At 68.2% G+C, this 13,851-nt stretch carries 13 protein-coding genes and 1 pseudogene; 8 read left to right on the top strand and 6 right to left on the bottom strand.

What is annotated here, in order from left to right; translation table 11 throughout:
• Positions 1-160 precede the first annotated feature (160 nt).
• Entirely contained in the window at positions 161-1,603 is a 1,443-nt protein-coding gene (locus ABZ348_RS31630; protein WP_358938926.1) for an NCS2 family permease, read from the top strand.
• A gap of 143 nt (positions 1,604-1,746) precedes the next feature.
• Here the strand turns inward: ABZ348_RS31630 and ABZ348_RS31625 are convergent, their stop codons facing one another.
• The 4 genes from ABZ348_RS31625 to ABZ348_RS31610 all read right to left on the bottom strand — a co-directional run bounded on the left by ABZ348_RS31625 (position 1,747) and on the right by ABZ348_RS31610 (position 4,824).
• Entirely contained in the window at positions 1,747-2,613 is an 867-nt protein-coding gene (locus ABZ348_RS31625; RefSeq protein WP_358938924.1) for a hypothetical protein, read from the bottom strand.
• Between the two features lie 46 nt (positions 2,614-2,659).
• Positions 2,660-3,598, bottom strand: a complete 939-nt coding sequence (locus ABZ348_RS31620) for an NAD(P)-dependent oxidoreductase (protein WP_358938922.1) — start codon at positions 3,596-3,598, stop codon at positions 2,660-2,662.
• Positions 3,595-4,296, bottom strand: a complete 702-nt coding sequence (locus tag ABZ348_RS31615; RefSeq protein ID WP_358938920.1) for a TauD/TfdA family dioxygenase — start codon at positions 4,294-4,296, stop codon at positions 3,595-3,597. Before ABZ348_RS31615 ends, ABZ348_RS31620 begins: the two co-directional genes overlap by 4 nt.
• A 297-nt stretch (positions 4,297-4,593) precedes the next feature.
• Positions 4,594-4,824: a toxin-antitoxin system HicB family antitoxin gene (locus tag ABZ348_RS31610; protein WP_358938918.1), complete on the bottom strand. Its 231-nt coding sequence runs from the start codon at positions 4,822-4,824 to the stop codon at positions 4,594-4,596.
• Positions 4,825-4,949: 125 nt separating this feature from the next.
• Here ABZ348_RS31610 and ABZ348_RS31605 point away from each other — a divergent pair, with 125 nt between their 5' ends.
• Positions 4,950-5,393 carry a MarR family transcriptional regulator gene (locus ABZ348_RS31605; RefSeq protein ID WP_358938916.1) on the top strand — a complete coding sequence of 148 codons (444 nt, stop codon included), beginning with the start codon at positions 4,950-4,952 and terminating at the stop codon, positions 5,391-5,393.
• Positions 5,394-5,420: 27 nt separating this feature from the next.
• Positions 5,421-6,797, top strand: coding sequence for an MFS transporter (locus ABZ348_RS31600; RefSeq protein WP_358938914.1), 1,377 nt, complete (start codon positions 5,421-5,423; stop codon positions 6,795-6,797).
• A 198-nt stretch (positions 6,798-6,995) separates the two neighbouring features.
• On the opposite strand, the gene ABZ348_RS31595 is transcribed toward ABZ348_RS31600, so the two are convergent.
• Positions 6,996-7,409, bottom strand: coding sequence for a hypothetical protein (locus tag ABZ348_RS31595; RefSeq protein ID WP_358938912.1), 414 nt, complete (start codon positions 7,407-7,409; stop codon positions 6,996-6,998).
• 210 nt (positions 7,410-7,619) lie between these two features.
• Here ABZ348_RS31595 and thpR point away from each other — a divergent pair, with 210 nt between their 5' ends.
• Positions 7,620-8,216: an RNA 2',3'-cyclic phosphodiesterase gene (gene thpR, locus ABZ348_RS31590; protein ID WP_358938910.1), complete on the top strand. Its 597-nt coding sequence runs from the start codon at positions 7,620-7,622 to the stop codon at positions 8,214-8,216.
• Positions 8,217-8,335: 119 nt separating this feature from the next.
• Here thpR and ABZ348_RS31585 read toward each other — a convergent pair whose 3' ends face one another.
• Entirely contained in the window at positions 8,336-9,322 is a 987-nt protein-coding gene (locus ABZ348_RS31585; RefSeq protein WP_358938908.1) for an aldo/keto reductase, read from the bottom strand.
• A gap of 192 nt (positions 9,323-9,514) precedes the next feature.
• Between ABZ348_RS31585 and ABZ348_RS31580 the strand changes: the two are divergent.
• From ABZ348_RS31580 to ABZ348_RS31565, 4 genes and pseudogenes are all read left to right on the top strand, one after another.
• Positions 9,515-10,075 (top strand): annotated as a pseudogene (locus tag ABZ348_RS31580) (RNA polymerase sigma factor); the annotation flags it as partial.
• Positions 10,076-10,227: 152 nt separating this feature from the next.
• Entirely contained in the window at positions 10,228-11,268 is a 1,041-nt protein-coding gene (locus ABZ348_RS31575; RefSeq protein WP_358938906.1) for a CU044_5270 family protein, read from the top strand.
• Between the two features lie 138 nt (positions 11,269-11,406).
• Complete coding sequence (locus ABZ348_RS31570) at positions 11,407-12,411, top strand: glycosyltransferase family 2 protein (protein ID WP_358938904.1); 1,005 nt, start codon at positions 11,407-11,409, stop codon at positions 12,409-12,411.
• A gap of 7 nt (positions 12,412-12,418) precedes the next feature.
• Positions 12,419-13,851, top strand: a 1,433-nt coding sequence (locus tag ABZ348_RS31565; RefSeq protein ID WP_358938902.1) for a DUF6056 family protein, incomplete at its 3' end; no start/stop codon positions are given.

The raw sequence follows: 13,851 nt of genomic DNA, 5'->3' as shown, positions 1-13,851 counted from the left end.
CGGCGGTGATCTAGACCAACCGCGGGCGCGGATGTCCGGAAGTCGGGGGTGTCTACGCGCGGAGATGGCTTTCTCTTCTTTATATGTTCATACTGAAACGGTTTGCTATTGACCGGATTCATTCGTATGAACCCACAAGAACAGCTCTGATGAGGACCGTATGAGCCCCTCGGCACCCGTCGCCGCCCCCGAGAATCAGCCGAAGGGCACGCACAGCGGTCTGGATCGCTACTTCAAGATCTCCGAGCGCGGCTCTACCGTCGGCCGTGAAGTCCGTGGCGGATTCGCGACCTTCTTTGCGATGGCGTACATCATCGTCCTCAACCCGATCATCCTCGGCAGCGCCAAGGACATGTACGGGAACCAGCTCGACAGCGGCCAGCTCGTCACCGCGACCGTGCTCACCGCGGCCTTCTCCACCCTGCTGATGGGCGTCATCGGCAACGTCCCCATCGCCCTCGCGGCGGGCCTCGGCGTGAACACCGTCGTCGCCCTTCAGCTGGCACCCCGGATGTCCTGGCCGGACGCGATGGGCATGGTCGTCCTCGCCGGATTCGTGGTGATGCTGCTGGTCGCCACAGGGCTGCGGGAACGCGTGATGAGCGCCGTGCCACGCAGTCTGCGCAAGGGCATCGCGATCGGCATCGGCCTCTTCATCATGCTGATCGGCCTGGTCGACTCCGGCTTCGTCTCCCGCATCCCCGACGTCGCCCAGACCACCGTGCCGCTCCAACTCGGCCAGGGCGGCCATCTCGTCGGCTGGCCCATCCTGGTCTTCGCCATCGGCACCCTGCTCACCCTCGCCCTGATCATCCGCAAGGTTCCGGGCGCCATCCTGATCTCCATCGTGGCGATGACGGTCGTGGCCATGGTCATCGAAGCCGTGGCGACCGTCCCCAGCTGGGGTCTGACCACCCCCAAGTGGCCCGGCAGCCCGGTGGACACCCCCGACTTCGGCCTGGTCGGCGAGGTCAGCCTGTTCGGCGGCTTCGAGAAGGTCGGCTACCTCACGGGCGTGCTGTTCGTCTTCACCGTGCTGCTGTCCTGCTTCTTCGACGCCATGGGCACCATCCTGGGCGTGGGCGACGAGGCCAAGCTGATCGACAAGGACGGCAACCTGCCGGGCATCAACAAGGTCCTCTTCGTGGACGGCATCGCCGTCGCCTCCGGCGGCGCGACCTCGTCATCGGCGACGACATGCTTCGTGGAGTCCACGGCGGGCGTCGGCGAGGGCGCCAGGACCGGCCTGGCATCGGTCGTCACCGGCTCGCTGTTCACGGTGGCCCTCTTCCTCACCCCACTCGCCACGATGGTCCCCTCCCAGGCGGCGACCCCGGCCCTGCTGGCGGTCGGCTTCCTCATCCTGGCCGGATCCATCAGGGACATCGACTGGAGCGACTACACGCTCGCGGTCCCCGCGTTCCTGGCGATGGTGATGATGCCCTTCACCTACTCGATCACCAACGGCATCGGCATCGGCTTCATCTCCTTCTGCGTCCTGCGCCTGGCCGCGGGCCGCGGGCGTGAGGTGCCGATCGCGATGTACGCGGTCTCGGCGGTCTTCGTCTTCTACTACGCGATGCCGGCGTTGGGCCTCACCTGACGGTGCTGGGACCCCGTGTCATCCGTGCCGCCGGGCGCGGGCGGCACGGGGTCAGCGCAGAGCAGCCCGTGCCCCGCGGTGCGCGCGGGCAGCCGGGTCCGGGCTGATCCGTCCATCCGGTCGACCGCAGGGCGCTTCGGCGTTCAGCCGGCGACCACCACGGACGCGGCGCTCTGGGACCACAGTTCGTCGAAGTGCCGCGACAGGGTCGCTCCCGGCTCTCGATCCCGTGGTAGCTCCACATAGCCGCGGTCTTCCAACTGGTCGGGCTGGGCGGGCGAGAGGGTCCCGACGAAGCCCTGCAAGACCAGGCCGTCCAGCCGGGCGAAGTGCATATTGGGCGCGATCACATACCCGCGGTACTCGAAGTTCCGACGGGCCCGGGCCGGCCACGCGGCCACCACGTTCCTGACCCTCTCCTCCGACTCCACCAGTTGCCGCCGCAGGGTCTCGGCCGGCACCTGGGGCCAGGGCAGCACCATCGACGCCTGTTCGAGGACGCCGTCACTGGACGCCGACGAGATCGCGAGGATACGGATCTTCACGCCGCGCTTGGCCGCGCGCTCCATCGCCTGCAACATGTCGACGTTGGAGATCTGGAGGTTGCGGTACATCAGGAAATCGGCGTTGCTCTGTGCGTTGTTAACCACCTGGCTGTAGAAAGCCGGCGTGTAGTAGCCGCGTTCCACGAGCCGAATCATCCGCTGCTCTCCGGTGCCGTTTCCGCGCATGCGGTTCATCGAATCCAAGGCTCGGCTGATCCCTTCTATCTGGCCGCACATTCTCACTAATTCCTCGGCTAAGTTCCGAGCGTCCTGCTCTCCCTGTCTGAGGAAACCGGCGGCTGATCTCAAATGCCCTGCCAGTGACTCGGTGCCGTACAACCTGCGGAGCAGGGCCCGTTCCTCCGACTGCGCCCGCTGTACGGACTGCACCTTGATCAAGGTGATGATGGTGATGATGAAGCCGATCACACCCAGGACCGTATTGGTGCGTTCGAGCCAGGACATGGCTGGGTTCCTTCGTCGTCGATTGCCGTCGGTGGAACGGGAAGGCTCAGCCCCGGAGCGCGGCGATCGTCCCGCGGACCGCGCTCTCCTGCATGGCTCCGAGCGATTCGACGGTGACACCGGCGATGTGCGGGCTCAACAGGGCACGCTCTCCCAGGGCGGTAGCCGTGCCGTCGCTCGCCAGCTCGAAGTCGTCCACCGCGAACCGTAGGTCGGGCCGGTCCCGGACCGCCGACGCAAGGTTCGCGAGGTCGAAGATCTCCTTCCGCGCGGTGTTGACGACCAGCGCACCCTCGGGGAGGAGGGCCAGGAGGTCGCGGCCCACGAGCCCCCGCGTCTCCTGGGTCAGCGGGAGGTGGATGCTGAGGATCTCGCTGCGTCGGAACACGTGCTCCAGGGGCCGGGTCACCAGATCGGGATGCCTGTCCGGAGTGCGGGTCCACACCTGCGGGTCCGTGCCGAACGCGGTCAGCAGGGGGAGCAGTGCGCGAGCGGTCGCCCCGGCCCCGAGCACCCCCGCGCGGCGACCGCGGATTTCGACGGCGGGTGCCGACATTCCCGCCCGGTCCTTCCCGCTGAGTGCGGCGCCGTGCCCTGCGACCGCCTGTTTGGCCAGCGCCAGGACCATCATCATGGCGTGTTCCGCGACCGAGACCGCGTTGACCCCGGGCGTGGTGACGACCTGGACGCCCCGGTCCCGTAGCGCGGCGAGGTCCAGGTGGTCCCTGCCCGTTCCCACGGAACCGAGGGCACGTAGACCGGGCAGGGAGTCGAGGACGTCGGCGGTGATCCGCTCCTTCACCCCGACGATGGCCGCCGACACCTCGGGGCCGAGGGCCGAAAGTTCGGCGAGGGCTCGCTCCCTGGCTCCGGCGACCTGGACGTCGGAGAAGTTGGCCCGGAGCAGTTCGAACGCCCGGTGGTTGTCGGGAAGGTCAGGCAGGGCGACGAATGCCGTGCCCGGAATGGGGTCTGAAGAGGTCATGCGGCTTCCCCGATGAGGATTCTGCGCAGATGTCGACGCCGGTCGTCGAAGGCGGTCCTGGCGTGGATCATCCGCCAGTTGTCCCAGATCAGAAGGGAGCGTTGCTCCAGTCGGACGGCGATGTGGTGGGCGTTGAAGAACTCCTGCCCCCGGTCGATGTAGGCGGAGGTCAGTTCGCCGTCCCGGTGGAGGTCGCGGGTGCTGAAGCGCATCACGAGCCTGCCGTGGTGCCTCACCAGCGCAGGAGTGCGGCAGGACGTGGGAGCGATGCCTTCCGCTGCCAGGGTCGGCCTGGAGCGCCAGTCGCGGATTTCGTCGAAGAGTCTGGAGCGTTCGTCAGTCGTGAATTCGGCGAGGAAGCGGTAGCCGTCGGCCAGTGTGGTTGCACCACCGTCGGGTAATGCGGGGCGGATGCACCACAGGGCAACGTACCGAGGGGGGATATCCGGGAACTCGTAGAATTCCGTGTGCGGGGTGGCGGCCGATGTGCTCGCGGCGGAGTTGGCGTCGTCCGGTACGGCGGGATTGGGCTGTACTTCGCGGATGAGATCGCCCTGGTACTGCGTCATGAGCGGACCGATCGCAGAAAGCGCGGAGATGTAGTCGAAGGAGTCGGGAACGTGCTCGATATGGCGGTAACCGTGCTGTTCCAAGCTGCCGAGGATCTGCTTTAAAGCAATTCCTGCAATATCCGCCACGGTGAGCCCCTCAACCTGTCGGTAGCAGCGCCGAGGGGTATGTTACGGGGCGTATATGTAGGCCAACAAGGGGACTTGGCGGCTCCGGGGACACCGGCCCGATCACGCCCCACGGCTTCGTACCGCTGGTCTCATGTTGCCCCGCGTCGGGTGTCCGTCGGGTGCTTGTCGGGCCTCCGGGGTACGACCGTGTTCCCCATGGCTCGACCCGCGTGGGCTTCGCAGGTCGAGCGGGATCGGCGTCGCAGGGCTGCCGGGGAGGGTGACCCTCTGGGCGCCCCCGCGTCCGCTCGATCGTCAGTTCACCCCGTAGAACTTCTCCGTCTCGTCGACGGACGCCTCGAAGCGTTCGTCGAAGTCGTCGCGGATGAGCGTCCGGAGTACATAGTCCTGGACGCTCATTCCGCGTTTGGCCGCCCGACGCCTCAGTCGGTCGTGCAGCTCACCGTCTATCCGCAGGCTGAGCACCGTCGATCCCATGCGGTCAGGGTTGCTCCCCGAGCGTGCCGGATGTGTCGCTTTTCGCATTCGTGTCACTCGTTTGGGTGAGTCCTGCTGGTCAGCGCTGGTGGGAGGGGTGGTGCGCGGGTGGGGGCGGACGGGGTGGTTCGGCGACTGGTATTTAGGCAGAGTAATGAGTTATGCTAACGAACATGTCTGATCTGTCCCATGGCAGTGATGCCGACGTCGCCGCTGTGAACGCCCTCCGCTCGGCCGTGATGCGGCTCGGGCGACGGCTGAAGCACCAGCGCGTCGACGAATCGCTGAGCCCCACCGAGATGTCGGTGCTCGGCACCCTCGCCCGGTGCGGCTCGGCCACCCCCGGGGAGCTGGCGCGCAAGGAGCACGTCCAGCCGCCGTCGATGACCCGCATCGTGGCGCTGCTGGAGGCCAAGGGGCTGGTCCAGCTGGAGCCACATCCCGACGACCGTCGACAGAAGGTCGTCAGCCAGACCGAGGAGGCCGAAGCGATGCTCGAAGAGAGCCGTCGCAAGCGGAACGCCTGGCTGGCCGAGCTCGCCCAGGGGCTCGACGAAGACGAATGGGCCAAGCTCCGTGCGGCAGCGCCCGTACTGGAGAAGCTCGCGCACCTGTAACCGCACCACCCGAGGAGGCGACCACTTTTGCGTACGGGACCCGGAGCAGACTCCGCACCCGCGCCTTCCTCCCCCGCCCTCGCGGCGTCGGAAGGAATCCCACCTACCACGATGTTCAGCTCGCTCAAGAACCGGAACTACCGCCTCTTCGCCGCCGGCCAAGCGGTGTCCAACACGGGCACCTGGATGCAGCGGATCGCCCAGGACTGGTTGGTCCTGACACTGACCGGCTCGGCCTCCGCGGTCGGCATCACCGTCGCCCTCCAGTTCCTTCCGATGCTGCTGTTCGGCCTGTACGGCGGAGTCCTCGCCGACCGGCTGCCCAAGCGGCCCCTGTTGCTCGCCACCCAAGCCGCGATGGCCATGACCGGCCTCGCGCTGGCCGCGTTGACCCTGAGCGGTGAGGTGCAGGTCTGGCACGTCTACGTGACCGCGTTCGCCCTCGGGATGGTCACCGTCATCGACAACCCGGCCCGACAGACCTTCGTCGCCGAAATGGTCGGACCGGACCAGTTGGCCAACGCCGTCAGCTTGAACTCCGCGAACTTCCAGTCCGCCCGGCTCGTCGGCCCTGCGGTCGCCGGTGTGCTGATCACCGCGGTCGGCAGCGGGTACGCCTTCCTCCTCAACGGCCTCTCCTTCATCGCGCCGATCGCCGCACTGCTCCTGATGCGGACCGCCGAACTGCACCGGAGCACCCGCACCCCGCGCGGAAAGGGGCAGCTGAGGGAAGGGCTGCGCTACGTCTCCGCCCACCCCGAGTTGATATGGCCCATAGTCCTGGTCGGATTCGTGGGCACCTTCGGCTTCAACTTCCCGATCTGGCTGTCGGCGTTCGTCAACGACGTCTATCACTCGGGTGCCAGCACCTACGGCTTGCTCAACACCCTCATGGCGGTCGGTTCCCTGGTCGGCGCACTGCTGGCGGCCCGGCGTGGCACGTCCCGGCTGCGCCTCCTGGTGGGTGCTGCGGTCATCTTCGGAATCCTCGAAGTCGTGGCGGCCTTCGCCCCGCACTTCTGGATCTTTGCCGCGCTCCTGGTGCTGATCGGGATGTTCGGCCTCACGGTCAACGTCACCGCCAACTCCACCGTCCAGATGGCCAGCGACCCGGCGGTCCGCGGACGGGTGATGAGCCTGTACATGATGGTCTTCGTCGGCGGCACGCCCCTCGGGGCGCCCGTCTTCGGCTGGATCACCGACGTGTACGGACCGCGGATCGGTTTCGCCGCGGGAGGTGTCCTGTCCCTGGCGGGTGCGTTGCTGGTCGGACTGATGCTGGCCCGGGCGGGAGGTCTACGGCTCAAGGTGGACCTGCGCCGGGGGCACAAGCACCTGGACTTCGTGCCGAAGGCCCCCGAGCGGTCCGAGGATGTCAGAAAGCCCGTCACGACGGCTGCCTGATCTGGCTCGACCATGGGACGCCGGCAGGTTCGTCCAGCGGGTGCCCCACCAGGCAAGGGGCCGGGGAAGCGCGCCACCACTGCTCGGTCAGAACCTGGCGGGGCGCTGCTCGGCCCGGCTGGTGCGCTCCCGTCCCCGTGCGGGGGGATGGAACTCCCGGCATCAGCCGGTGGCGAGTTGCGCCGAAGCGTCAGTGGGTCATGAGTTCACATACATGGTGTGGATATGGCGGGTGTTGCTGCCATTCACCATATTGACGTGAATGACCCAGCCAAGGTTTTCCTGGAGGTTTCCGCTCGCCCAGGGGGAACAGTAAATGGCGTTGTGACCACGGGTGTTGACGGTACGTTCCACGACTCCGGTCCGGAACAGATCGGCCTCGATGGCCCAGCCGTCACTCTTCAGGTCGCACACCATCATGGAGTCGCCCGGAGTGGAACCGGCGGGGTCCTGATTCCAGGTTACGGAGCCGACGATGTCGCCGTTGTAGTAGACGTATTCGAGCTGCGAGGACGCGGTGGACTCCTGTGCGGAGGCGGTCGGCATTCCCCACAGCAGCAGGCCGGTAGCGGCGAGGAGGGTTCCGAGGCGCGCGGAGTGACGACGAGACATGGGTTCTCCCTGTGAGCTAGTTGTCAGGTACACAGCTAGGACAGCACTGCCGTGATCGTCCGTATAGGCCGCTGCGCGGGAAAATGATCGACACGGCTACGACCTGGCACATCACGCGGTATCACGCTCAGATCTCAGCAATGGTGGCGCTTCCGCCGCAGTTCGGAGATCCCGACCAGGTCCCCGGTCGCATACGCCAGACTTGGCCGCATGAGGCTGTTCGCCGCCGTGCTCCCGCCCGCCCGGTCCGTCGTCGAACTCGGCGCGGCCGTCGACCGGCTCGGGGCCCTGCCCGGCGCCGAACAGCTGCGCTGGACCGATCGGGCGGGCTGGCACTTCACCCTCGCGTTCATGGGTGAGGTCGACGACGAGACCCTGCCCGACCTCCGGGCCCGCCTCGCGCGTGCCGCCCGCCGCAGCTCCCCCTTTCCGCTGCGCATCCACGGCGCCGGCCACTTCGGCGATCGGGCGCTGTGGGCGGGCGCCGCGGGAGGTCTCGACGAGCTCCGGCTGCTCGCCGAGCGGGCGGACGCCGCAGCCCGGAGGGCCGGAATCGCCATGGATCACCACCGCCGCTACACCCCGCACCTGACGATCGCCCGCAGCCGCACCGGGACGGAGCTGCGGGCGTACACCGACGGTCTGGGCGACTTCGAGGGCACCCCCTGGCAGGTGGACCGGCTCGCGCTGGTGCGGAGCAACCTCCCGGTCAGCGGGGTGCCCGGAGAGCAGCCGCGGTACGAGACGGTCGGAACCTGGCCCCTGGGGGCGGCAACGAGGAGCGGTCCGGTTAACCTCAAGGGGTGAAGACGAAGACCAGAAACCAGATCATGGCGGGTGTGCTCGTCCTGATGTTCGCGATCATCGCCGTGGCATCCGTGGCCGGTATGTGACCCTCGCCCGCTCCTCTACCCCGCTGGCCCCGCCTACCAGGCGAAGGCCTCCGGGGTGGCTCCCGGCCCCGGGAAGATCCCGTCCAGCGAGGCCAGCAGCTCCGCGTCCAGTTTCAGCTCCACTGCGCGCAGGGCGCCTTCGAGCTGCTCCGCGGTCCGCGGTCCGACGATGGGACCGGTGATCCCGGGCTGGGCCAGCAGCCAGGCGAGCGCCACCTCGGCCGGGTCGAGCCCCACCTTGGCGAGCAGGTCCTCGTACGCCTGGATCTGTTCGCGTGCGCCCGGGGCGCCGAGGCGGTCCCCCGTCAGTCCGCTCGCGCGCCGCCCGCCGTCGACCTCCTTGCGGATCACTCCGCCGAGCAGTCCGCCGTGCAGCGGTGACCAGGGGATGACGCCGAGTCCGTACTCGATGGCGGCGGGAATGATCTCCATCTCGGCCCGTCGCTCGAAGAGGTTGTACAGGCACTGCTCGCTGACCAGCCCGTACGAGCCCTTCTGGCGGGCCCGCTCATTGGTCTGGGCGATCTTCCAACCGGGGAAGTTGGATGAGCCCGCGTAGAGGATCTTGCCCTGTTGGACGAGGGTGTCGACGGCCTGCCAGATCTCCTCGACGGGTGTGGCCCGGTCGATGTGGTGGAACTGGTAGATGTCGATGTGGTCCGTGCGCAGCCGCTGGAGGCTGGCGTCCACGGAGCGTCGGATGTTGAGCGCGGAGAGCTTGGTGTGGTTGGGCCAGTCCTCGCGGCCGGGGTACATGTTCCCGTACACCTTGGTGGCGAGGACGACCTTGTCCCGGCGGTCGCCGCCCTGGGCGAACCAGTTGCCGATGATCTCCTCGGTGCGACCGCGGGGGTCGCCGCCGTAGGTGTTGGCGGTGTCGAAGTAGTTGACGCCCGCGTCGAGCGCCGCGTCCATGATGGCGTGGCTGGCCGCTTCGGTGGTGTGGGGTCCGAAGTTCATCGTCCCGAGGACGAGCCGGCTGACCTTGAGTCCTGTGCGTCCTAGTTGCGTGTACTCCATGGGCAGCAAGCCAACGCCTTGGAGTGGACTCGAAGCAAGAACGTTCGCACCCGAACGGCCGGTTGCGTTCCGCATCTGACGCACGGGGCGACGGTGGGACGCGGGAACCGGGCCCCGAGCCGCGTGAACCTTTTCCTCCGGTGCGGCCAACAAGGGGATGACAGCCCCTGCCGCCTACCTTCTGGAGTCGCCGTGACCGGACCACCGGTCGTCCGTGATGACGCCGAGGTCGTCGCCCAATCGCTGGAGCACCCCGAGCTGTTCGCGCTGCTCTACGACCGCCACGCACCCGACATCCACCGCTACGCCGCCCGGCGCCTCGGGGAGGACGCGGCCGAGGACATCATGGCGGAGACCTTCCTCATCGCCTTCCGCCGCCGCGGTCGCTACGACACCACCCGACCCAGTGCCAGACCCTGGCTGTACGGGATCGCCGCCAAGCTCATCGGTGGGCACCGCCGCAGCGAGGAACGCGCCCTGCGCGCGCTGGCCAAGACCGGTGACGACCCCCTGGCCGAGTCCTGGAGCGAGCGTTCCGACGACCGGATCGCCGCACAGGCCCCGCTCGCGGGAGCACTCGCGGCCCTATCACCGGGTGATCGGCATGTGCTGCTGCTGGTCGCCTGGGCCGATCTCAACTACCAGGAGGTCGCGGAGGCGCTGCGCATTCCACTGGGCACCGTGCGTTCGCGGCTCAACCGTGCCCGACGCAAGGTGCGGGCGGCACTGATCGCCGATCCCGCCTTCACCGCAGACGAGCCCGATCGGGACGGGCGGCCCGGCCCGGTGTCCCGGGACTCCGAGCCCACCGACGCGCTTCACCAGCCCGCTTACCCCGCCACCGGCACGGCCGCCAGGCAGCCGGTGGAGCCCGCCCTCACCCCGTCGTCAGGAGCTGATTCGCCGTGGACGAGTTGACCCAGGTCCGTGAACTGCGCGCCGACCGGCCCCCGGTCGACCCCATGACCCTCGCCCGCGGTCGACAGCGCCTCAACCGTGCCACCGCGTCCGGTGGCGGCAGGGGAGCCCGCTTCCGCGCGCTGCGCACCGACTGGCGGTTCGCCACCGTCGGGGCCGCCCTCTCCATCACCGTCGCCCTCACGGCGACCGCCGTGGTCAGCGCCGACCTCGGACCCAACCGCAGCGACGGGTCCCGAACGGCCGCGTCCGCGGGGACGGCCGCCGAGTCCTCGGCCCTGCTGCTGCGCGCCGCCGCGGCCCTTGAGGCGCGACCGACCCCACCCGAACCGCGCGACGACCAGTGGGTCTACACCTACACCGAACTCCTCCAGTCGGACGTGACGCAGGGGACGAGCGCGAAGGGGGTGCGGATCGAACGCGTCTGGCGCCCGGGGACCGGGCCGGCCGCCTGGACCCGGTACACGGCACCCGAGGGCACCAAGGCCAAGGGCGCACCCGTGTACAGCCCGCGCGACCTCTACCGTGCCGTCGACGCCCTGCCCGAAGACCCCGCCGAGGCGTTGGCCGCCGTGCGGGCGCTGTTCCCCACGGACGGCGACCCCACGGTGATGGGCCGCAGGACGAGCACCCCGCCCGAGGACGAGACCAAGGCCCAACACGGTCTGCGCGCCGTCGGCGAACTGCTCAAGACCCATCCGCTGCCCCCCAGCGGTCAGGCCCGCCTCTACCGTGCGCTGGCGACCATCCCCGGGATCGATGCCGCGGAGGTCCGCAGCGGCACGGAAGACCGGATGGTCATCGCGGTCGGGCTGAAGGACACCACGGCCACCGAGCTGCCGCAGGTCCTGCTCGACCAGCGTGATTTCGGTTATGCGGGGACACGGATCGTCGCCGGCGAAGACCATGTGATCGAAACGGCACCCGATTCGAACACTCCGAGGCAACGGATTCCGGCAGGAACCGTCTTGCACTCAGAGACGCGCACTGCCGCGGCAGTGGTGAACAAGAAGGGCCAGACCGGCTGACCATCGGACTGGCCACGCCAAGGCAGCGCTGCCTTCTCGGTTCACGCCCTTGGACCTGCGCACTATGGACCCATATAACGCCGGGGCGGTGAATGTACGGCAGGTCAGGCAGCGGCAAGACGATCGAGGAAAGCAGCGATGCCACAGATTTCACTTGTTGTTCCGTGCTTCAACGAGAGCGAGGTGATCGGGGCGTTCCACGCCGAGTTGGTGAGCGCCCTTGAGCCGACCGAAGCGGATTTCGAGATCTGCTACGTGGACGACGGCAGCGCGGATGAAACCCTCGTCATCCTGAAGGGCCTTGCCGCCGCCGACCCCCGTACCCGTTTCACTTCCTTCAGCCGCAACTTCGGTAAGGAATCCGCCATGTTGGCGGGGTTGAGGATGTCGCAAGGGGACGCGGTCGTCATCCTGGACGCCGATCTCCAGCATCCGCCGCAGCTCATCCCGCAGATGCTGGAACTCCATCGGCACGGCTACGACCAGGTCGTGGCGCAGCGCGACCGCACCGGCGAAGGGGCGTTGCGCACCGCGCTCAGCCAGGCCTACTACCGGCTGGTCCGACGATTCATGGATGTGGAAATCATCGACGGCGCGGGCGACTTCCGCTTGCTGTCCCGGCGTGCCGTCAATGCGCTGCTCTCCCTCCCGGAGAGCAATAGGTTCTCCAAAGGGTTGTTCTCCTGGATCGGGTTTGACACCGTCAGCTTTACGTATCAGAACGTTCAGCGTGCGGCCGGCCAATCCAAATGGGGCGGGCGCAGACTGCTGAACTACGGAATCGATGGACTGCTGTCCTTCAACAGCCGTCCTTTGCGCATGGCGATTCACGGCGGGCTGTGGCTCTTCCTCTCCGCACTCGCCTACGCCCTGTGGATCGTTGCCAATGTCGTCGTGGACGGCGTGGACACTCCCGGTTACGCAACGCTGATCACGGTCATCGTCGGCATGAGCGGCGTACAGATCGCGACGCTCGGCGTCATCGGCGAGTACGTGGGCCGGATCTACCACGAGTCCAAGCACCGACCCCACTACGTGGTGCGGGAGACGAACGAGACGGAACTGCCGCTCTCCGTGCCGATGGTGTTGCGGGGTGGTGGAACCATGCGCCCCATGGCGCCGCGGTTGGGCGAGAGGCGATAGCACACCCATGTCCCTCGACGTCTCCCGCTCGAACGAACCCCACCAGCGGACCAACGACGATGCCCCCCAGCCCAAGCGCCTCGACTGGCGGGGCAATGCGGCCATCGTGCTCGCGATGCTGCCGCTGGGACTGCTGGCCCTCGCCTCCTGGTACGGCCGCCATGTGCGCCCCAGCGCCGACGAGTGGTGCTTCTTGCCGCACGTGCGCGACCACGGCATCACCGGTCTGGTGGACAAGTTCTACTTCACCGACAACGGCCGGGTCGGCAACGGTCTGCTCGTGGGTCTGTACGCCAAGTTCCCGGTGGCGGGCCACCAGTGGTTCGGCCTGGTCAGCGGGGTGCTGATGCTGGTGCTGCTCTGGGCGCTGACGGTCAGGCTGCTGCGCAGGGCCCGACTGGAAGTGCCCCGTGGAACACCGCTGTTGGTCGCCGCGATGGTGGCCGCCGTGTTCCTCTTCGCCACCCCCAACACGTACAAGACGTTCTACTGGCCCGCGGCTTCCGTCTCCCACACCGTCGCTCCGGTGCTGGCGCTCGCGGCGGCGATCCCGCTGTTGGTGGCGCACGGGCGGCGGGGACGCAATCTGGCGCTCGTGGTGGTCGTCGGGGCCGGTGCCTTCATGGGCACCCTCTCCGAGGAGGCGTCCGTCGTCGCCCTGGTGGTGCTCGGCGGGGTGGTCCTCTTCGCGCAGGTGATCTTCGTGCCTGCGGTGCGGCGCTTCGCCCGGATCTGGTCCCTGGCCGGGATGGCGGGGGTCGCGCTCGGCACCTTGATCCTGGTGACGTCCCCCGGTTCGCGCAATCGCCGTACCCGGTACGACGCCGAGAGCGTGTCGATGCTCGCGCCCGAATCGCTCTGGGGTGCGCTGCGGGGCTATCTGGAGATCCTCGGGACGGTCTTCACCACCTGGCAGTACGTGGGTGCGGTCGCCGCAGGGGTGCTGCTGGGACTGGTCGCCCGCCGCGGCGCGCGGCCCGAGGCGGCCGTTCTGCTGCCCGCCCGCCCACCGGTGCTGATCGCCCTGGGCGCCGCGGCCTTCCTGGTCTCCGGCTATCTGTGCACGGTCATCACCTACCCCGTCTTCGGTGCGCGCGTGGTGACGACCGAACGCACCTGGAACGACTACCTCCTGGTGTACGTCCTGGTGTTGGTGGGCGCGGGCGCCCTGCTGGGCCGATGGCTCCGGGCCCGTACCACCGAGGCTGCCGAGGTGCGTGGTGACCGTGTCCACAGGGTCGCGCTGGCGGGGGCCGCGCTGGTCTGTGCGGTGACCGTCGCCGGTCTCGCCCTGCCGCTCATGGACCTCGGACGCGCGATGGAGACCCGCGCCGAGCAGTGGGACCGTCAGGACGCCTTCCTACGGGAGGGCGCGGCCCGTGGGGAGACGGTGTTGCCGTACGCGCCCACACGCGTCGGCAGGATGTTGGAGCCCTTCGG

The sequence above is a fragment of the Streptomyces sp. NPDC005963 genome (genome assembly GCF_040638655.1).
Classification (GTDB): domain Bacteria; phylum Actinomycetota; class Actinomycetes; order Streptomycetales; family Streptomycetaceae; genus Streptomyces.
Note: the sequence above shows the minus strand (reverse complement) of the source record. Positions and strands in the feature narration are given on the sequence as shown.